Annotated in this window: 15 protein-coding genes and 1 tRNA gene; 3 read left to right on the top strand and 13 right to left on the bottom strand. The window is 67.1% G+C overall.

The genetic code is table 11. From position 1 onward, the window contains the following. Positions 1 to 58 precede the first annotated feature (58 nt). Together OZ671_RS14055 and mgtE are read right to left on the bottom strand one after the other, a co-directional pair. A complete protein-coding gene (locus tag OZ671_RS14055; RefSeq protein WP_268861334.1) occupies positions 59 to 1609 on the bottom strand; it encodes a putative bifunctional diguanylate cyclase/phosphodiesterase in 1551 nt (516 codons plus the stop codon). A gap of 302 nt (positions 1610 to 1911) precedes the next feature. Then, positions 1912 to 3309 carry a magnesium transporter gene (mgtE, locus tag OZ671_RS14050; protein WP_268861333.1) on the bottom strand — a complete coding sequence of 466 codons (1398 nt, stop codon included), beginning with the start codon at positions 3307 to 3309 and terminating at the stop codon, positions 1912 to 1914. A gap of 94 nt (positions 3310 to 3403) precedes the next feature. On the opposite strand from mgtE, the gene OZ671_RS14045 reads away from it, so the two are divergent. Next, positions 3404 to 4201, top strand: a complete 798-nt coding sequence (locus OZ671_RS14045; RefSeq protein ID WP_268861332.1) for a polysaccharide deacetylase family protein — start codon at positions 3404 to 3406, stop codon at positions 4199 to 4201. Positions 4202 to 4296: 95 nt separating this feature from the next. Here the strand turns inward: OZ671_RS14045 and OZ671_RS14040 are convergent, their stop codons facing one another. Next, entirely contained in the window at positions 4297 to 5082 is a 786-nt protein-coding gene (locus OZ671_RS14040) for an outer membrane protein (protein ID WP_268861331.1), read from the bottom strand. A 332-nt stretch (positions 5083 to 5414) separates the two neighbouring features. Here OZ671_RS14040 and OZ671_RS14035 point away from each other — a divergent pair, with 332 nt between their 5' ends. Further along, positions 5415 to 5849 carry a hypothetical protein gene (locus tag OZ671_RS14035; RefSeq protein ID WP_268861330.1) on the top strand — a complete coding sequence of 145 codons (435 nt, stop codon included), beginning with the start codon at positions 5415 to 5417 and terminating at the stop codon, positions 5847 to 5849. A gap of 275 nt (positions 5850 to 6124) precedes the next feature. Here OZ671_RS14035 and OZ671_RS14030 read toward each other — a convergent pair. The 3 genes from OZ671_RS14030 to OZ671_RS14020 form a co-directional block, all read right to left on the bottom strand. Then, positions 6125 to 6209: transfer RNA gene (locus tag OZ671_RS14030), tRNA-Leu, on the bottom strand. A gap of 83 nt (positions 6210 to 6292) precedes the next feature. Further along, complete coding sequence (locus tag OZ671_RS14025) at positions 6293 to 8314, bottom strand: acetyl-CoA carboxylase biotin carboxylase subunit (RefSeq protein WP_268861329.1); 2022 nt, start codon at positions 8312 to 8314, stop codon at positions 6293 to 6295. A gap of 129 nt (positions 8315 to 8443) precedes the next feature. Next, entirely contained in the window at positions 8444 to 9007 is a 564-nt protein-coding gene (locus tag OZ671_RS14020; RefSeq protein ID WP_268861328.1) for an NADPH-dependent FMN reductase, read from the bottom strand. Between the two features lie 129 nt (positions 9008 to 9136). On the opposite strand from OZ671_RS14020, the gene OZ671_RS14015 reads away from it, so the two are divergent. Then, the gene (locus tag OZ671_RS14015; protein ID WP_268861327.1) at positions 9137 to 9553 is read left to right on the top strand and encodes a winged helix-turn-helix transcriptional regulator; all 417 of its coding nucleotides are present in this window, start codon (positions 9137 to 9139) and stop codon (positions 9551 to 9553) included. A gap of 93 nt (positions 9554 to 9646) precedes the next feature. Here OZ671_RS14015 and ppx read toward each other — a convergent pair whose 3' ends face one another. The 7 genes from ppx to aspS form a co-directional block, all read right to left on the bottom strand. Beyond that, complete coding sequence (gene ppx, locus OZ671_RS14010) at positions 9647 to 11173, bottom strand: exopolyphosphatase (RefSeq protein WP_268861326.1); 1527 nt, start codon at positions 11171 to 11173, stop codon at positions 9647 to 9649. Beyond that, a complete protein-coding gene (locus OZ671_RS14005) occupies positions 11160 to 13418 on the bottom strand; it encodes an RNA degradosome polyphosphate kinase (protein ID WP_268861325.1) in 2259 nt (752 codons plus the stop codon). Before OZ671_RS14005 ends, ppx begins: the two co-directional genes overlap by 14 nt. A gap of 111 nt (positions 13419 to 13529) precedes the next feature. After that, a complete protein-coding gene (locus tag OZ671_RS14000) occupies positions 13530 to 14231 on the bottom strand; it encodes an HdaA/DnaA family protein (protein WP_038311641.1) in 702 nt (233 codons plus the stop codon). Positions 14232 to 14233: 2 nt separating this feature from the next. Beyond that, entirely contained in the window at positions 14234 to 15322 is a 1089-nt protein-coding gene (locus OZ671_RS13995; RefSeq protein ID WP_268861324.1) for an AI-2E family transporter, read from the bottom strand. An 84-nt stretch (positions 15323 to 15406) separates the two neighbouring features. Continuing rightward, the gene (locus OZ671_RS13990) at positions 15407 to 15937 is read right to left on the bottom strand and encodes a CDP-alcohol phosphatidyltransferase family protein (protein ID WP_038311639.1); all 531 of its coding nucleotides are present in this window, start codon (positions 15935 to 15937) and stop codon (positions 15407 to 15409) included. Positions 15938 to 16067: 130 nt separating this feature from the next. After that, positions 16068 to 16940, bottom strand: a complete 873-nt coding sequence (locus tag OZ671_RS13985) for an alpha/beta fold hydrolase (RefSeq protein WP_268861323.1) — start codon at positions 16938 to 16940, stop codon at positions 16068 to 16070. Between the two features lie 5 nt (positions 16941 to 16945). Further along, on the bottom strand, positions 16946 to 18721 hold the full coding sequence (gene aspS, locus OZ671_RS13980; RefSeq protein WP_268861322.1) for an aspartate--tRNA ligase: 1776 nt from the start codon (positions 18719 to 18721) through the stop codon (positions 16946 to 16948). Positions 18722 to 19042: the final 321 nt, after the last annotated feature.

Genomic DNA, 19042 nt, shown 5'->3' with positions numbered 1-19042 from the left:
ATAGCCGGATCGCACCGTCAGGCGCCAAGGCCGCAGCCGCCGCACGGGCCCTTGCGGCTCAGGCGGCGGCCCGCGCCGGCTCCGGTGCGAGGCCATGGACCCGGGCGAATTCGGCCACCGGCACCGGCCGTCCGAACAGATAGCCCTGCATTTCGTGACAGCCGGCCGCCCTGAGGAAGCGGGCATGGGCATCGGTCTCGATGCCCTCGGCGATGACCTTGAGGCCGAGGGCGCGGCCGAGATTGATCACGCAATGCAGGATGGTGGCGGCCTCGGCCCCCTTGTCGAGATCGAGGACGAAGCTGCGGTCGACCTTCAGCTTGTCGATCGGGAACTTGCGCAGATAGGAGAGCGAGGAGAAGCCCGTGCCGAAATCGTCGAGCGCGATCTGGACGCCGAGGCCGCGCAGGCTGCGCAGCGCCGCAAGCGCCTTGTCGGGATCGTCGATCATGATGTTCTCGGTGATTTCGAGCACCAGCCGGCGGGGATCGAGGCCGGTCTCGCCGAGCACCGCCCTCACCTGGTCGGGAAAGTCCGGCCGGCGCATCTGCACGGGCGACACGTTGACGGCGACGAACAGGCCAGGCCAGAGCGCCGCGGCCCGGCAGGCACGCTGCAGCACGATCTGGCCGAGCTGGTGGATGAGCCCGGTTTCCTCAGCGAGGCGGATGAACTCGCCAGGCATGATCGCGCCGCGATAGGAATGGTTCCAGCGGGCCAGCGCCTCCATGCCGAGCAGCCGCGTGCCGTCGGCGGTGAGGATCGGCTGCAAGTGCACGTCGATCTCGCCGGTCAGCACCGCGCCGCGCAATTCGCGCTCGAAGAACCGGCGCTGTGCCACGTCGCGGCCCATCTCGGCATCGTAGGCGACGGCGAGGCCGCGGCCCTGCTCCTTCGCCGCATAGAGCGCCCGGTCGGCGCGGCGCATCAGCTCGTCGCGGTCGCCGCCAGGCCCGTCCACCTCCAGGAAGCCGATCGATGCGCCGACATGGACGGCCTTGCCGTCGACCAGGATCGGCTGGGCGATGTCCTCGGCGATCAGCGAGCAGGCGGCGAAGACATGGCTGGCGCCGCCACCCGGCAGGATCGCCGCGAACTCGTCACCGCCGAGCCGGGCGACCTGCGCTTCCGGGCCGCATACCCGGCGCAGCCGGCGGCCGACCTCGGCCAATACGATGTCGCCGGCATGGTGGCCATGGCCGTCGTTGATCTCCTTGAAATGATCGAGATCGATCAGCACGAGCGTGAAGGCGTGACGGGCGGCCGGGCCGGCCAGCATCTGCCCGAAGGCCCGGTAGAAGGCGGCCCGGTTCGACAGGCCGGTGAGATCGTCGAGCCCGGCGGCGGCATGCGGCAGGCCGCCCTCGCCGGCCTCGGCCAGCAGCCATGCCAGGCGCGTCAGGAGGCCGAGCGCCAGCGCGCAGGCGCCGAGCGCGACAATGGCGAGGCGGCCGGCCCAGGGAATATCGGGCGCGAAGGCGAGATCGGCGAACCAGTCGGGCAGGCTGGCCGCGGCGACCAGGATCGCGACGAGCACGACAGCCAGGGTTACGCCCCAGACCTGTCGGCGCAGCGCCAGAAACGCGCCCGAAGTGATGGTCGCCGGCATGCCCCTGCCCCATGCATTGCCGTCGGCGAGCGACCCGCCGCGTCCTGCGGCCGATGGTCTCGACGGCCCCTCCTGAAAGCCTCAACGCGCAGGCTTTTCCAAGTAAAATCGGCAGGCAGGCGCGACGCTCTTACAATATGAATAACATTATATTCTTCATGGAAACGTCAGAAAACTGTCACGGAGCCGCACCGGCATAGCATGTGGCGAATGGCGCGCCGCAACGGCTGCCCCGGATTGTCGGGCAGCCGCAAGGGTTCCTGCCGGCGCCCCCTGTTCTCCCCTCGCCGTTCGGCCCGCCGTCAGATCTTGAACCACCAGGAGGCAATGGTCAGGAAGCCGAGGAAGCCGACGACGTCGGTGACCGTGGTGACGAACGGCCCCGACGATACGGCGGGGTCGGCATCGAGCTTCGACAGGCCGAGCGGGATGAGGATGCCGGCAAGCCCGCCCGCCACCAGGTTGCACACCATGGCGAGGCCGATGACGATGCCGAGATCGGCGAGCGAGAACCAGAAGCCGGCGACGACCCCGACGATCAGGGCGAAGGCCGAGCCGTTGATGAGGCCGGTCAGCGCCTCGCGGCCGATGACGCGCCAGGCATTGTGCGGGCCGAGATCATGGGTGGCGAGCGCGCGCACCGCCACCGTCATGGTCTGGGTCGCGGCATTGCCGCCCTGGCTCGCGACGATCGGCGCCAGCACGGCCAGCGCCACCATCGATTCCATCTGCTTCTCGAAGGATTTGAGCACAGAGGTCGCGATGAAGGCGGTGAGCATGTTGATGAACAGCCAGCGGAAGCGGCCCTTCGCGGTGGTCCACACGCTGTCGGAAATCTCTTCCTCGGGCTTCACGCCGCCGAGCGCCTTGATGTCGGCGTCGGCCTCCTCCTCGATGACGTCGACGATGTCGTCGACCGTGAGCACGCCGACGAGCCGGCCGGCATCGTCGACGACGGCGGCCGAGAGCAGGTTGTAGCGCTCGAACATCAGTGCCACGTCCTGCTGGTCCTCCGTCGCCTCGACGGTGCGGACCTCCTCCTCCATGATGTCGGTCACCGTGACCGGCCGCTTGGTGCGCAGGAGCCGGTCGAGGCGGATATGACCCTGCAGCCGGAAGCCGGGATCGATGACGAAGATTTCGGTGAAGTCGTCGGGCAGGTCCTCCGCCTCGCGCAGGTGGTCGATCACCTGCCCGACCGTCCAGAACGGCGGCACCGCGATGAAGTCGTCCTTCATGCGCCGGCCGGCCGAATCCTCGGGATAGTCGAGTGCCCGCTTGAGCGCGACGCGCTCGACCGGCGGCATCTTGTCGAGGATCTCGGAGCGATCCTCCTCGTCGAGATCCTGCAGCAGCGACACCGCGTCGTCGCTGTCGAGCTCGGCGATGCCTTCAGCCACCGTCTCGGCCGGCAGCTCCTCGAGGATCTCGATTCGAATCGTCTCGTCGACCTCGGTCAGCGCCGCGAAGTCGAAGTCGGTGCCGAGCAATTCGATCAGCCGGCGGCGGTCCTCGGCGTCGAGCTGGGCGATGAGATCGCCGAGGTCGGCCTCGTGTGCCTCGCCCACCATGTCCTTGAGGGCGCTGGCATCGCTTTTTGCGATGGCTTCCGCCACCGTTTCGACGATTTCGGGTCGCAACGCACCATCATCGTCGCGCCAGTCTTCGGGCAAGGTAGGCTGTGGCGTGGAATCGGCCATGGGCGCCTCGCTGAGGGCATGCCACGTCGAGCGGCGGGGGATGGCGCCTTCTTGAGCGCGCGGACGGGATTTGGCAAGGAGGCGCGAAGCCTGCATGACGATGGATGATCGCAAGGGTGGATCGGTCCACCGACGCCGCTTCCTGGCAAAGGCCGTCGCCGCCGGCGGGACGCTGGCGCTCGCCCCGGTCGCGGCGCGGGCAGCCGCCTGCCGGCCCGAGGCGCTGGGCACGGCGCGCGTGCTGAAGGTCGCAACCGCGGGCGGGCTCGAAGTCGGCCGGAAGAGCTACCCGCGCACGCTGGACCTGCGCCCGCGGGAGGTGGTGCTGACCTTCGATGACGGTCCCCTGCCCGGTCCGACCGACCAGGTCCTGGCGGCGCTGCGCCAGGAATGCGTCCGGGCGACCTTCTTCCTGGTCGGGCGGATGGCCCATGGCGCCCCGGCGCTGGCACGCCGCATCCTCGCCGAAGGGCATACCGTGGCGCATCATTCGATGACCCACCCGATGACGCTCGGTCAATTGCCGATCGAGCGCGCCAAGGCCGACATGGAAGCCGGCTTCACGGCGGTCGACCAGGCGCTCTACGGCAGCTATTCGGGCACGCCGCGCACGCCGTTCTTCCGGTTTCCGGGCTTCGGCGATTCGCCGGCGCTCAATGCCTGGCTCGCCGGCCGTGGCATCGGCATTTTCGGTTGCGATTTCTGGATCAGCGACTGGAACGAGATGACGCCGGAAGCGCAGCTCGCCCTGGCGATCCGCCGGCTCGAACAGACCAAAGGCGGCATCATCCTGATGCACGACACGCGCCATCAGACCGCCGCGATGCTGCCGGCCTTCCTGCGCGAGCTGAAGCAGCGCGACTACAAGGTCGTGCATATCGAGCCGGCATAGCGTCGGCCGGACACGATTCCCCAGCCGTCGGATGCGCGAACGGCGGCGGGCAGTTGCCTGTCCGCCGCCGCTTGGACCTCAGCGACGTTTCAGCATCAGTAGCGCGCAGCGATCGCCGTCGGGCCGGTCGAGAACAGGTAGTTCAGCGTGATCTTGCCGACATGCACGCTCGCATCCGTGCGATAGCTGAACGGCGTCGTCGTGCCCGAGGTCGTCCGGGCGAAGGGCCCGAAATAGTTGAGGTTGTATTCGGCGCCGATCGTCCAATTCGGGGAGAGTGCATATTCGACGCCGGCGCCGAGCAGGAGGCCGACGCGGGTCGTGGATGCCGAAGCATGGATCGATGCGACCGGATCCGCCTGGCGGAAGCCGAAAGTGCCGACGGCCATGCCGACCTTGCCGAACAGCAGAGCCCGATCGATGCCGAGGCCGGCCCGGACCGAAACATTGCCGAGGAAGGTGTTGGAGACGCGGAACCTGTCGGGAGCGCCCCAAACCGTCACGCTGGCAGGCGTGAGGAAATTCGAACTGGTCGTCGCGAACGAAGCCGAGCCTTCGACACCCAGCACCGCGGCCCGCGACACCTGCCAGAGATAGCCGAGCTGGATGCCTCCGAGGACCCCGCCGACCGAGCGGCTGAAGCCCTGCGCCGCGAGGGCATCGATCGGAATCGGCAGCGGGGTCGTCAGATAGGTGTATTCGGACGCCAGATGGCCGGCGCCGAGATGGCCGCCGACATAGAAGCCGTTCCAGTTGAACCCGCCGAAGGTTGTGGTCTCGGCCATCACCGCGGGCGGCCCGCCGATATCAGCCGCCGTTGCCGGCCCGGCCAATGCCAATGTCGCCAAGCCCGCCAGGGCAAAATTGCGTCTCGCAGTCACCAAACTCTCTCCCTCTCGTCGGTTTGACCCGCGTTCACGAACCGCCGGCGCAGAACGTCGAAAACTCTTCAGCCCAGCACCCGCCACGCTAGGGACGGACGGAGATCGGAACCATTCTCTGTCCGGAGGAGAGCCGTCATCGGACCGCCGCGGGGCCGTGGCGACCTCGCCCGCTCCTCGCCGCCCCGGCTTGCCGCGGTCTCGCCAAAGTCGGCAGGCCATATTCCGACGCGTCATTTTTCGGACATTGATCCGCACTGCCGCCCGTTTCCGTTCGAGATGTGACGATGGAGCGCGTTCTGGCGATGAGATTATCGGGTGCAGGCCTGTTCATGCTTCTGCTGGCAGCGGGTCCGGCAGGCGCGCAGAATCTCGACAATCTGCAAACCATGGTCAGCGCCGGCGGCAGCTGCCCGGTCTTTTCCGTGGGATCGGAGCGCTACAGCTGCAGCGGTTTCGTCTACACCAAGTTCCGGAACGGCCGGGTGTCCTTCACCTTCCCCATGGCCGATACGGCGATCTCGTTCTCCGGCGGCCGCGACAGCCAGCCGAGCCTCGACAACTATGTCCTCTTCGTCGACGCGGTCCGGATCAGCGCCGGCCGCGGCGAGGTGCGGAGCGCCCAGGCCAGCGGCCGCTGCCGGATGAACGCCTCCGACGACGGCCTGGTCGTTCATTCGCTCAGCTGCACCGCCGAAACCGACCGCCAGGAGATGCGGATCGAATTCCGCGGCGACGGCAAACCGGTGAACCGCCGCTCGTTTTGACACGGCTTCGCGCCGGACAGGGATGCCGTCATGGCCGCGCTGACCATCAAGTGTCGCAGCGTCTCCAAAACGAAAGCCGCGATGGGTTTTGCCGGCGGACGCAGCCTCGCCGTCGATCGTCCGGACGGCAAGGCCGGTGGCCAGGGCCTCGGCTTCAACGGCGGCGACGCGGCCGGTGTCGGCATGGCAGGCCGCCTGTCATCCACCGGCCCGCGCGCCGTCCGAAAAGCAGAGAGCCCCGGCAAGCCATCGCCTGCCGGGGCTCTCTCGAAAATTGGTGCGGTCGAGAGGACTCGAACCTCCACTCGGTTAAGAACTACCACCTCAAGGTAGCGCGTCTACCAGTTCCGCCACGACCGCATCGCCGGGCGAGCCCGGCGAGAGCGGCTGTCTAGCAGAGCGATTTGGCCGCCGCAAGGGGCCGCACGCTCTTCTCACAGCCCTTATTCGAACTCCATGATGACGGCGTCGACGGCCAGGCTGTCGCCGGCCTTGGCAGCGATCGACTTGACCTTGCCGTCGCGCTCGGCACGCAGCACGTTTTCCATCTTCATGGCCTCGACCACGCAGAGCGCCTCGCCGGCCTTCACCTCCTGGCCGACGCTCACCGCGATCGACTTGACGAGACCCGGCATGGGGCAGAGCAGCTTCTTGCCGGTATCGGCCGCAACCTTCACCGGCATCAGCGCGGCAAGCTCGGCCTCGCGCCGGGTATAGACATAGGCGCGGGTGGCGATGCCGCGATAGGCGATCATCAGGCCGTTCGGAATGGAGCGGACGAGCACGTTGACCGGCTTGCCGTCCACCGTACCGGTGAACACCGGCTGGCCCGGCACCCAGGAGGAAGCGATGGTGTGGCTCGCGGTCTCCCGTCCGCCGGCGCCCTCGAAGAAGCGCACGGCAATCTTCTCGCCGTCGTCGAGCACCTGCACGTCGTAGCGGCTCTCGCCCATCAGCACCACGCGGTCGCGATCGAACGAGACGCGCTGGCCCTGGCGCATCTGGCCGGAAATCCGGCGCTTGCGGGCATTGAGCATGTGGTCGATGAAGGCCGCGACCGCCGCCATGGCTTCCGCCGGCTCGCCGACCGGCTGGCGGGCGGCGAAACCTTCCGGGTATTCCTCGGCGATGAAGCCGGTCGACAGTTCGCCCGAACGCCAGCGCGGATGGTGCATCAGCGCGGCCAGGAACGGGATATTGTGCTGGATGCCGTCGATCGCGAAGGCGTCGAGCGCATCGGCCTGGGCTTCGATCGCGGCCTCGCGGGTCGGCGCCCAGGTGACGAGCTTGGCGATCATCGGGTCGTAATAGAGCGAGATCTCGCCGCCTTCGGTCACGCCGGTATCGTTGCGCACGATGGCCGCGCCGGCCTTGCCCTCGGCCGGCGGCCGGTAGGTCACCAGGCGCCCGATCGACGGCAGGAAGTTGCGATAGGGATCCTCCGCATAGATCCGGCTCTCCACGGCCCAGCCGTTGAGCTTGACGTCGGCTTGCTGGATCTGGAGCTTTTCGCCGTAGGCGACCCTGATCATCTGCTCGACGAGGTCGATGCCGGTGATCATTTCGGTCACCGGATGCTCCACCTGCAGGCGGGTGTTCATTTCCAGGAAATAGAAGGAGCGGTCCTGGCCGGCGACGAACTCGACCGTGCCGGCCGAGTCGTAGTTCACGGCCTTGGCGAGCGCCACCGCCTGCTCGCCCATGGCGCGGCGCGTCTTCTCGTCGAGCAGCGGCGACGGCGCCTCCTCGATGACCTTCTGGTTGCGCCGCTGGATCGAGCATTCGCGCTCGCCCAGATAGATGACGTTGCCGTGCTTGTCGCCCAGCACCTGGATCTCGATATGGCGCGGATTGACGATGAACTTCTCGACGAAGACGCGGTCGTCGCCGAACGAGCTCTTCGCCTCGGACTTGGCGAGGCGGAAGCCCTCCCCCGCCTCTTCGGCCGAATAGGCGATGCGCATGCCCTTGCCGCCGCCGCCGGCGGAGGCCTTGATCATGACGGGATAGCCGATCTCGTTGGAGATCCGCACCGCATGGGCCTCGTCCTCGATGACCCCGAGGAACCCGGGCACGGTCGAGACCTTGGCAGCGGCAGCCGCCTTCTTCGATTCGATCTTGTCGCCCATCGCCGCGATGGCGTGCGGGTTCGGCCCGATGAAGACGATGCCGTTGTCCTTCAGCGCCTGGGCGAAGGCCTCGCGTTCGGACAGGAAGCCGTAGCCGGGATGGACCGCCTCGGCGCCGGTCTGCTTGCAGGCGGCGATGATCTTGTCGATGACGAGATAGCTTTCCGCGGCGGCCGGCGGGCCGATATGCACCGCCTCGTCGGCCATTTCGACATGGACGGCATCGCGATCGGCATCGGAATAGACCGCGACCGTGCTGATGCCCATCTTGCGCGCCGTCTTGATCACGCGGCAGGCGATTTCGCCGCGATTGGCGATCAGGATCTTCTTGAACATTAACGGGGCCCTTGGCGGCATGCGACTGTATATGATGCCGCCTTCTAGGGCCCCAGCGCTAGTCCCGTCCACTCGGCTAATGGGATGACGCGGCCAAGGAAATCCCCGGCCGCGCCGCTTTGCCAAGGCTCAGCGCAGCGTCTTCAGCGCGCCCGCCCACTTGTGCAGTTCGTCAAGCATGGTCTGGGCGCTGGCATTGATCAGGTCGTTGGAGGCGAATTCCCGGTCCTCGTTGAGCAGGCCGGCAAAATTCGGAATCGCGATGCCTTCCGGAATCGGCATCATCTTCAGCGTGGTCAGCGTCGGCTTGGCCTGCTGCACGGCGCGGGTGCCGCCGGAAATGCCGCCATAGCTCAGGAAGCCGGCCGGCTTGTAGTTCCATTCGGCGGCAAGATAGGTCAGCGCATTGATCAGGGCCGGCGACGGCCCGTAATTGTATTCCGGCGTGACGAAGACGAAGGCATCGGCCGCCTTGACGCTCGCGCTCCACTTCTTCGTGTGCGCATGCTGGTAGTCGCCGAGCCGCGGATGCTTCGGCTCGTCGAAAATGGGCAGGTTGAAATCGGCGAGGTCGATCAGCTTGGTGTCGAACTTGCCATGCGCCTTCGCAACGCCCTCCAGCCATTTGCCGAAAATCGGCCCGGCGCGTCCGGGCCGGGTGCTGGTGATGATCACATGCAGCTCGAGGGCCATTGCAGGTCTCCTGATCGTCCTTCGTCGTCGGCGCCGGGCCTTTGCGGCCGGCGGCGAAGCCACTAAGTTCCTCTTTGTGACTGAGGCTATCTAGAGAACCGTGACGGCAGCCCGCAAGGAGGCACATGCATGGACCTGGGGCACATGGATGTAACCGTGGGCGCCGATGCCGCGGCGGGCGATTCCTGGCCGCATACGGGCAACTGCGCCGCGATGAAGGTGGTGCTCGCGCGCATCGGCGACAAATGGGCGGTTCTGGTCGTGCGCCTGCTCGGCGGCGGTCCGCTGCGCTTCAACGAGCTCAAGCACCGGATCGGCCTCGTCTCCCAGCGCATGCTGACCCTCACCCTGCGCGGCCTCGAACGCGACGGCCTGGTCTCGCGCACCGTCTTTCCGACCGTGCCGCCGCGTGTCGATTACGCCCTCACCCCGCTCGGCCGCTCCCTGCTCGGGCCGATCCGGGCGCTCAGCGACTGGGCCTATGCCTATCATGACGAAATCGTCGCCGCGCGCGAGCGCTTCGACGCGACCGGCAAGACGGGGTGACGGCAAAGGGCGAATGGAATGTTTTAGGCAGCGATCCAGTCGCACCACCGTGCTCCTGTCCCCGCTTACCATTCGCTATTCGCTCCCCGCCCGTTACGGCATGCTGCGCAGCTCGGTCTCGCGGCCGACCATCCGGCCGAGGGTGCGCAGGCGGTTGACCAGCCGCTCGCCGGAGAGGCCTGAGAGGTCGCCGGCCAGTGTCAGCACCAGCCGCCGGTCCTCGAGCGTCAGCGGCGCGCGCGGCAGCACGCCCGGCATGGCCGCCGAAATCAGGTAGGCGACCCGCATGGCGGCGCCCAGCACGCGCGCCCGGTCGAGCAGCCTGACGCCGACAAGTTCGCGGATCCGCGGCGACATGAACTCGTCGACGATGCCCTCGTGGCGATAATAGATGGCAAGCGCGAGATAGGCCCGGCCGGGATGATCGACGCCCGAAAAATTGGCGTGGGCGATGATGTTGAGGCTCTGCTCCCCGCGATAGTCCGGATGGGCGCGCCAGCCGATATCGGCGAGCAGGCAGGCGGCATGGCGCAGGCGCCGCTCCTCGGCCGTCTCCTCGAGGTGGCACACCTCCATGAACCGGTCGGTCCAGTCGATCAGCTCTTCGCCATGGCGCGGCGAGCGCGACCGCAGCAGGCTGAGCTCGCGCGCCGCCGACAAGAGCGGATCATGGGCGCGCTGCTCGTCGTCGAGCATGGAAAAGAGCAGGCCCTCGCGCACGCCGAGCACCGAGACGACGACGGTATCGACCTTGGCCGCGCGCACCACCGCCTCCAGCACCAGCGCGCCATAGGCGAGCAACGGCCGCCGGCTCTCCGCGACCACCTCGATGCGCGAGATGGTATCGGTCGGCTGCCGGCTGACGAGGTAGCAGAAATCGGCGATTTCTTTGCCCGACAGCGAATAGCCGTGCATGACGTTGAGCGGATAGCCGCGCTGGGCCATATGCAGCCGGGCGAGCGAGCGCCAGGTGCCGCCGACCGCATAGAAGGTGCGGCCCTTGCCCTTCTTCAGGAGCTCGACCTTGCCGATCGTCTTGGCGGCGATCCGCTCGGCCTTCTTGACCGAATAGCCCGACGTGTCCTGCAGTGCGAGCCCGCCGAGCGGCAGCGTCACGCCGCCGCCGATGCGCTCGCCCTTGATGTCGACCAGTTCGAGCGAGCCGCCGCCGAGATCGCCGACGATGCCGTCGGGCTGGTAGGTGCCGGAGACCACGCCGAGCGCGGCGAAGGTCGCCTCCTCCCGGCCCGACAGGAGCCGCAGCGGAACACCGCAGATGGCCTCGCATTCGGCGACGAAATCAGGCCCATTCTTGGCGTCGCGCACCGCCGCCGTCGCCAGGACATGCAGCTCGCCGACATTGAGCTGCGTGCACAGCACGCGGAAGCGGCGGATCGAGGCCAGCGCCCGGGCGACCGCCTCGTCGGCAAGCCGCCCGCTGGTCAGGACGTTGCGCCCGAGACCGCACAGCGCCTTTTCGTTGAAGATCGGCGTCGGCGAACGGGTCAGCGCCTCGTAGACGACGAGGCGCACGGAATTGGAGCCGATATCGATGACCGCGATCGTCGGGCCGAGCTGCAGCCGGCCAGGCGCGATCTCGAAGAAATCAGCTCGCTCCACGCTCGGCCCGCCTTGAGAGGTGACGGGGAGACGATTCCTTGAGCGATTTTCCACGTCCCGACAGGCTCGGATTGGTCATGAAATATTTGTGCGCGTTGAACGGCTCCTCGCCGTCGGCCGGCTTGATACGCTCCGAGCTTCCGTCCGGCAAGACCCGCCAGCTCTGCTGGTTGTCCTTCAGATTGGCCACCATGATCTGGTCGAGAGCCTGCTGGTGGACCGTCGGATTGTTGAGCGGGCAGAGCGACTCGACGCGCCGGTCGAGATTGCGCGGCATGCAATCCGCCGAGGAAATATACACGCGCGCCTTCGGATGCGGCAGGCCGTGGCCGCCGCCGAAGGCATAGATGCGGCTGTGCTCCAGGAAGCGGCCGACGATCGATTTGACCCGGATATTGTCGGAGAGACCGGCAAGACCCGGCCGCAGGCAGCAGATGCCGCGGACGACGAGATCGATCGACACGCCGGCCTGGCTCGCATCATAGAGCGCGTCGATGATCTCGGGATCGACCAGTGCGTTCATCTTCATCCAGATCGCCGCCGGCTTGCCGCTGCGGGCGAAGCTGATTTCATCGGCGATATGGTCGAGCAGCCGCTTCTTCAGATTGAGCGGCGAGACCGCCATCGCCTCCAGTTCCTGCGGCTCGGCATAGCCGGTGATGAAATTGAAGATGCGCGCGACGTCGCGGCCGATCACCTGATCGTCGGTGAAATAGGACAGGTCGGTATAGATCTTGGCGGTGATCGGGTGGTAGTTGCCGGTGCCGACGTGGCAATAGGTGACGAGCGCCTCGCCTTCGCGCCGCACCACCATCGACAGCTTGGCATGGGTCTTCAGCTCGATGAAGCCGAACACGACCTGCACGCCGGCGCGCTCCAGATCGCGCGCCCAGCGGATATTCGCCTCCTCGTCGAACCGGGCCTTGAGCTCGACCAGCGCGGTCACCGACTTGCCGGCCTCGGCGGCCTCCGCCAGCGCCTTGACGATGGGCGAGTCCGAAGAGGTGCGGTAGAGCGTCTGCTTGATCGCGACGACATTGGGGTCGCGGGCCGCCTGGTTGAGGAACTGCACCACCACGTCGAAGCTCTCATAGGGGTGGTGGACGATCAGGTCCTTCTGCTTGATGGCGGCGAAGCAGTCGCCGCCCTGGTCACGGATCCGCTCGGGATAGCGCGGCGCATAGGGCACGAATTTCAGGTCCGGGCGGTCGAGCGAGACGAGCTGCGAAAGCTCGTTGAGCGCCAGCACGCCCTCGACCCGGAACACCTCGTCGTCAACCACGCCGAGCGCGCGGGCGATGAAATGCCTGAGGTCGTCGGGCATGCCGGCCTCGACCTCCATGCGGATGACCGAGCCGCGGCGGCGGCGCTTCAGCGCGGATTCGAAATGCCGGACGAGATCCTCAGCCTCTTCCTCGATCTCCAGATCGCTGTCGCGGATGATGCGGAAGGCACCCTGCCCCTTCACCACATAGCCCGGGAACAGCCGGCCGATGAACAGGCCCACCGTCTGCTCCAGCGTGATGAACCGGCGCGCGCCGGTATCGGCGATGTCGGGCAGCTTGATGAACCGGTCGATCTTGGCCGGCACGCGGATCAGGGCGCGCATGGCCCGGCCGTCGCCGCCGCGCTGCAGCGACAGGGCGATGGTGAAGCCGAGATTGGGGATGAAGGGAAAGGGATGGGCCGGGTCAATGGCGAGCGGGGTCAGAACCGGGAAGACATGGCTGAGGAAATGATCCTCGAGCCAGGCCCGCTCGGCCTTGGTGACGTCGGGCGCGTCGACCAGCACGATGCCTTCGGCGAAGAGATCGTCACGCAGCTCGCGCCAGCGCTGCTGCTGATCGGAGGCGAGCGAGGCGACGCTGTCGCTGATCTTGGCGAGGGCCTCGGCGGGGCTCAGCCCATCCGGCGACAGCGTGGTGAGGCCCGCCAGCACCTGGCCGCGCAGGCCGGCGACGCGCACCATGAAGAATTCGTCGAGATTGTTGGCCGAGATCGACAGGAAGCGCAGCTGCTCGAGCAGCGGGTGGCTGCGGTTCGAGGCCTCCTCCATGACGCGCCGGTTGAACTGCAGCCAGGACAGCTCGCGGTTGACGAAGCGCTGCGGCTGATGCCGGAGATCGACGGACGGCGCCTGTTTCTCGGTCTGTGCAGGCGTCCGCGGTGCGGCAGGCGCCTCGCCGCGCAATGCGACGGGGGTATCCTGAACCAGAGCGTCCTTCTTGGTCTCGAGCGTTGCCATGTCTGTCCCTCAAGCGATGGGCTAACCCATCACCTGCCATCATGACGCCCCTGTGACCGCGGTCCAAGAGAAGTCTTGCGGCGCGAGAACTCTTGCAAAGGGAACAATCGGTCAGATCAGGCTTGGTTGCATGATCCGCTCCAGAACCTGGGCGGCGAGCGGCCGGGTCAGCCGGCGACCGGTCTCCAGCGTCTCGCGATCGAGCTCGGCCACCAGGCGCCTGGCGGCATCGAGCGAGCGTTCCATCCGGCGCGCCAGATATTCGACGATCTCCGCATCGGCATTGAGCTGGCGGTCGGAGAAGAGCTTGACCAGCACGGCGCGCAGCAGCGCATCTTCCGGCTCGGCGAGCGCGACCACCGGCAGAGCGCGCAGGCGCGAGGCGAGGTCCTTCAGGCCCGTGCCCCAGCTCACCGGCAATTCGCGCGCCGTCATCAGCACGAAGGCGCCCTCCTCCTTGGCGCTGTTGATCAGGTGGAACAGCGCGACTTCAGGGGTTTTCGGTCCGGCATCCTCGAGCAGCAAGGCCCCGGTCGCCAGGGCGTCGGCCGGCGGGGTGGCGGCAAGGTCGCGCGCGGCGAGGCGCCGGGCGCCCGCCTGATCGGCCCAGATCGCGCCGAGATGGCTCTTGCCCGCGCCGGGCGGGCCGACCAGCGCGACGAACGGCGCCGGCCAGTCCGGCCAGGCCTCGATCAGGGCGAGTGCCGCGGCATTGCACGGCGCCTCCAGAAAGTCATCGCGCGCATGGCTTTCGGGCAAAGCCAGATCGAGCGCCATCTGGCGCGGGCCGGCGCGGAACGCATTCGGGAACATGGTCACTTTTCCGGCGCCGCCGGTCCTTCCCTTGGCACACCCGTATAGAGCGGGCTTGCGAGGTACTGCTTGATCGCAAACCGGGTCAAGACACCGATCGCGGCCGCAAGCGGCACGGCCAGCAGCAGGCCGACGAAACCGAACAGCGCACCGAAGGCGAACAGCGCGAACATCATGGAGACCGGATGCAGGCCGACCGATTCACCGACGAGGTTCGGGTAGAGCACATAGGCTTCGAGGAACTGGCCGACCACGAAGATGCCGAGGATGATCGCAACCGGCGACCAGTTCGGCCAGAACTGCACGATCGCGACGCCGAGCGACAGGATCAGCCCGGTCAGGGACCCGACATAGGGAATGAAGCTGAGAAAGCCGATGGAAATGCCGATGAGCAGGCCGAAATTCAGCCCGCTCACGGTGAGCGCGATGCCGTAGAACAGCATCAGCACGCCGCAGACCGCGGCCTGGCCGCGCAGGAAGCCGGCCAGCGCCTGGTCGATCTCGCGCATCAGGCCGAGAATGGTCTCCTTGTGCTTCAGCGGCAGCCAGGAATCGACCCGGTCCATGATCTTCGGCCAGTCATTGAGCAGATAGAAGGCGACGACCGGGGTCACGACGATCAGCGAGAACAGCGAGATGAAGGCGGCGCCCCCCGACCAGAGGCCCTGCAGGAAGCCGGCCGCCCAGCCGACCGACTGCGACACGAGATCGCCGACCGAGCGCGAGACGTCGGGCAGCCGCTCGCCGAGCAGTTTCTGCAGCCATTCGCGGTTCTGCTCGGTCGCGAGCGTCTGCAACTGCACGACATAGCCCGGCAGGCGGGCGATGAAGGCGGTGAGTTGGTTCGCCAGGATCGGAACGATCAGGAAGACCAGCCCGATGAAGACGATGACGAAGGTACCGATGACGACGAGCGCGCCGATCGTGCGCGGCAGGCCGAGCTTCGACAGGCGCCCGACCACGGGATTGAGGAAATAGGCGAGCGCCAGTCCCGCGACGAAAGGCAACAGCACGCCGCGCAGCAGATAGAGCGCCAGGATCAACACGACGAGGCCGCTGATCCAGAAGCCTACCTGTCGTTGAAGCGTCAATGCCGTCCCCCCCGTGCCAACAACCCGACCGGCCAGCAAGGTCGCAAGACCGAAGGGCGGTTTCAAGGCCCGTGACGCCGCACGTCAGGTCGACATGTGCCTGACCCAGGCGACCAGATAGGCGCCCGTCGAGACGAGCGTCAGCACGGCGACCGCCCACATGCCGATCCCGATGGCGAGCCCGAGCTCGAGATCGAGGCCCTTCGAGGCCAGGACCAGCGCCGCAAACACGATCTGGGCAAGCGTATTCGCTTTCGACACCAGGAGCGGCTGGATGGCCAGCGGCTTGTCGACGAAGGTGGAGAGCAGCACGCCGCCGACGATCATGAAGTCGCGCGAGACGACCAGAATGACCAGCCAGGGCGGAATGAAGCCGAAAATGGCGAGCGACACGTAGATCGAAACGATCAGCGTCTTGTCGGCCAGCGGATCGAGATAGGCGCCGAGCTCGGTCTGCTGGTTGAAGCGCTTGGCGATATAGCCGTCGACCGCGTCGGTGATGCCGGCGAAGACGAAGGCACCAAGCGCAACCCCCATTCGCCCTTGCGAAATAGCCCAGATCACCACCGGAACGAGCAGGATCCTGAGAATGGTGAGAAGGTTTGGAATGCTCACGGTCGCGGCGTCGATCCAGGCTCGGGGACGCGGACACTAAGGCGCGCATCGAGGCTTGCCAAGACGATCGGAATGCAGAGGAGGCCCGAACGGCGGTCGGCACCGCCGGCGCGGGCATTCCCGGCCGGACTCACGCCGCGTCGCAGCGGTCGGCGAAGGCCGCGATCCGGCCGATCGAGCGGGCATCGGCCAGCAGCGGCGCATGGCCCTGCCCCGGCACGTCCAGCACGTCGAGATCGGCGCGCCGGGCCGCCATGGCGGCGACCGTTTCCGCCGAGAGGATGTCGGAATGCTCGCCGCGTATCACCATGACGGGCACGCCGGCGAGCGCATCGAACTGCGGCCAGAGCGTCGGCAGCGGCGCGTCGAGATCGACCTGCTCCAGGGTCTTGGCGAGAGCCGGGTCGAAGGCCGCCGCGAGCCGGCCGTCGCGCATCGTCCACATGCCTTCGGCCTGCCGCCGCCAATCGGCTTCGGCAAGGCCTGGAAACTTGCCGGCACCGATGGTCTTCAGCAGCGCGACCGCGGCCTCCATCGTTTCCGGCGCCGGCAGCTTGCCGAGATAATCCTTGATGCGGACGAGGCCGGTGGCCTCGACGACCGGTCCGATATCGTTGAGGATCGCCCCGGCCAGCATGGTGGGGCGGACCGCTGCCATCGCCATGGTCAAAAGGCCGCCGCGCGACGTACCGAGGAAGACCGCCCGCTCGATACCGAGCGCGGCCGTCACCGTCAGCACATCCTGAAGCTCGACCGGCAGTGCATAGCGCTGCCAGTCGGGATCCCAGTCCGAAAGGCCGCGACCGCGATAGTCCGGCGCGATCACCTGGCGCGTCGCCGAGATGTCGCGTGCGACGACGTCGAAATCGGCGGCATTGCGCGACAGGCCGGCGAGGCAGACGAGCGGCAGGCGGCCGGCGCGCGGCTGTCCATAGACGCGGACATGCAGCTTCAGCCCATCGCTCGCCGCGACGAACCTGCTCTCGAAACCCGCCTCGCCCATGGTCGTCAGGCCTTCGGATCGAGCGCGAGGCGGATCGACAGTTCGCGCAGCTGCTTCGGCGTCGCTTCCGAAGGAGCGCCCATCAGCAGGTCTTCGGCGCGCTGGTTCATCGGGAACAGCGAGATCTCGCGCAGGTTCTGCGTACCGCAGAGCAGCATGACGATGCGGTCAACGCCCGCGGCCATGCCGCCATGCGGCGGGGCGCCATACTGGAAGGCGCGGTACATGCCGCCGAAGCGCTCTACCACTTCCTTTTCGCCGTAGCCGGCGATCTCGAAGGCCTTCACCATGGCCTGCGGCCGATGGTTGCGGATGCCCCCCGAGGCGATTTCGTAGCCGTTGCAGGCGATATCGTACTGGAACGCCTTGATGGTCAGCGGATCCTGGTTCTCCAGCGCCTCGAGCCCGCCCTGCGGCATCGAGAACGGATTGTGCGAAAAGTCGACCTTCTTCTCGTCCTCGTTCCACTCGTACATGGGGAAGTCGACGATCCAGGCGAGCTCGAACCGGTCCTTGTCGACGAGGTTCAGCTCCTCGCCCACCTTGGTGCGGGCAAGGCCGGCGAACTTCACGAACTTCTCGGGGTTGCCGGCGACGAAGAAGGCGGCATCGCCTTCCTTGACGCCGAGCGCGTCACGGATCGCGGCGGTCCGCTCCGGCCCGATATTATTCGCGATGGGCCCCGCCCCCTCGCCGCCCTCGCGCCACATGATGTAGCCGAGACCGGGCTGGCCCTCGCTCTGCGCCCAGGAATTCATTCGGTCGCAGAAGGCGCGCGAGCCGCCGCCGGGCGCGGGAATCGCCCAGACCTCGTTCTTGGCGTCTTCCAGCATGCGGGCGAACACCTTGAAGCCCGAGCCGCGGAAATGCTCGGACACATCCTGCATGACCAGCGGGTTGCGCAGATCCGGCTTGTCGGAGCCGTATTTGCGCATGGCCTCGGCATAGGGAATGCGCGGGAACTTCTGGGTGACCGGCTTGCCCTCGGCAAAATCCTCGAACACGCCGCGGATGACCGGCTCGACAGCGTCGAAGACGTCGTTCTGCTCCACGAAGCTCATTTCGAGGTCGAGCTGGTAGAATTCGCCCGGCAGGCGGTCGGCGCGCGGATCCTCGTCGCGGAAGCACGGCGCGATCTGGAAGTAGCGGTCGAAGCCCGACATCATCAGGAGCTGCTTATATTGCTGCGGCGCCTGCGGCAGGGCGTAGAACTTGCCGGGATGGATACGGCTCGGCACCAGGAAGTCGCGGGCGCCTTCCGGGCTGGACGCGGTCAGGATCGGCGTCTGGAACTCGAAGAAGCCGCCGCTCTTCATGCGCTGCCGGATCGAATCGATGACCTGGCCGCGGGTCATGATGTTCTTGTGCAGCTTCTCGCGGCGCAGGTCGAGGAAGCGGTATTTCAGTCGCGTTTCCTCGGGATATTCCTGATCGCCGAACACCTGCAGCGGCAGTTCCGCTGCCGGGCCCAGCACTTCCAGATCGGTGATGAACACCTCGATGTCGCCGGTCGGGATCTTCGGGTTCTTCAGCCCCTCGTCGCGCGCCTTCACCCGGCCGTCGATGCGGATGACCCATTCGGCCCGGCAGGCTTCGAGCGCCTTGAACGCCGGGCTGTCGGGATCGGCAAGGCACTGGGTGATGCCGTAGTGATCGCGCAGGTCGACGAACAGGATGCCCCCGTGGTCGCGGATGCGGTGGCACCAGCCGGACAGGCGCACGGTCTCGCCCACATGGGTGGAACGCAACTGGCCGCAGGTGTGGGAGCGGTAGCGATGCATGAAAGGCCTCGGCAAACGAAACGGCAGCGCGGATGCGCGCGAAAGATTGCGTCCGTTTAGCGGAACCGCGCGTCCGCTTCAAACGGAACCGCAGCGATCGGGGCCCGCCCTTGCTCTCCGGGGCGCCGCGACCAGCCGATCGCGGGGCCTCAGCCCTTCGGCTTGCCGCGCGGGCGGCTGCGGGAAGTCCCCTCGCCCGCCGTCTTTCCGCGCGGCCGGCGCGGCCGGGCGGCGGGCGCGGCCGCATCGGCCGGCAGTTCCGGCGGGCTGGCGCCGGCTTCAGGTGCCGCCTCAACCGGTTTCGCGGTGCGCGGCCTGGTC

This window comes from Phreatobacter sp. AB_2022a (assembly GCF_026847585.1).
Taxonomy (GTDB): Bacteria; Pseudomonadota; Alphaproteobacteria; order Rhizobiales; family Phreatobacteraceae; genus Phreatobacter.
The sequence above is the reverse complement of the archived record's forward strand: the minus strand, read 5'-3'. Positions and strand labels throughout refer to the sequence as shown.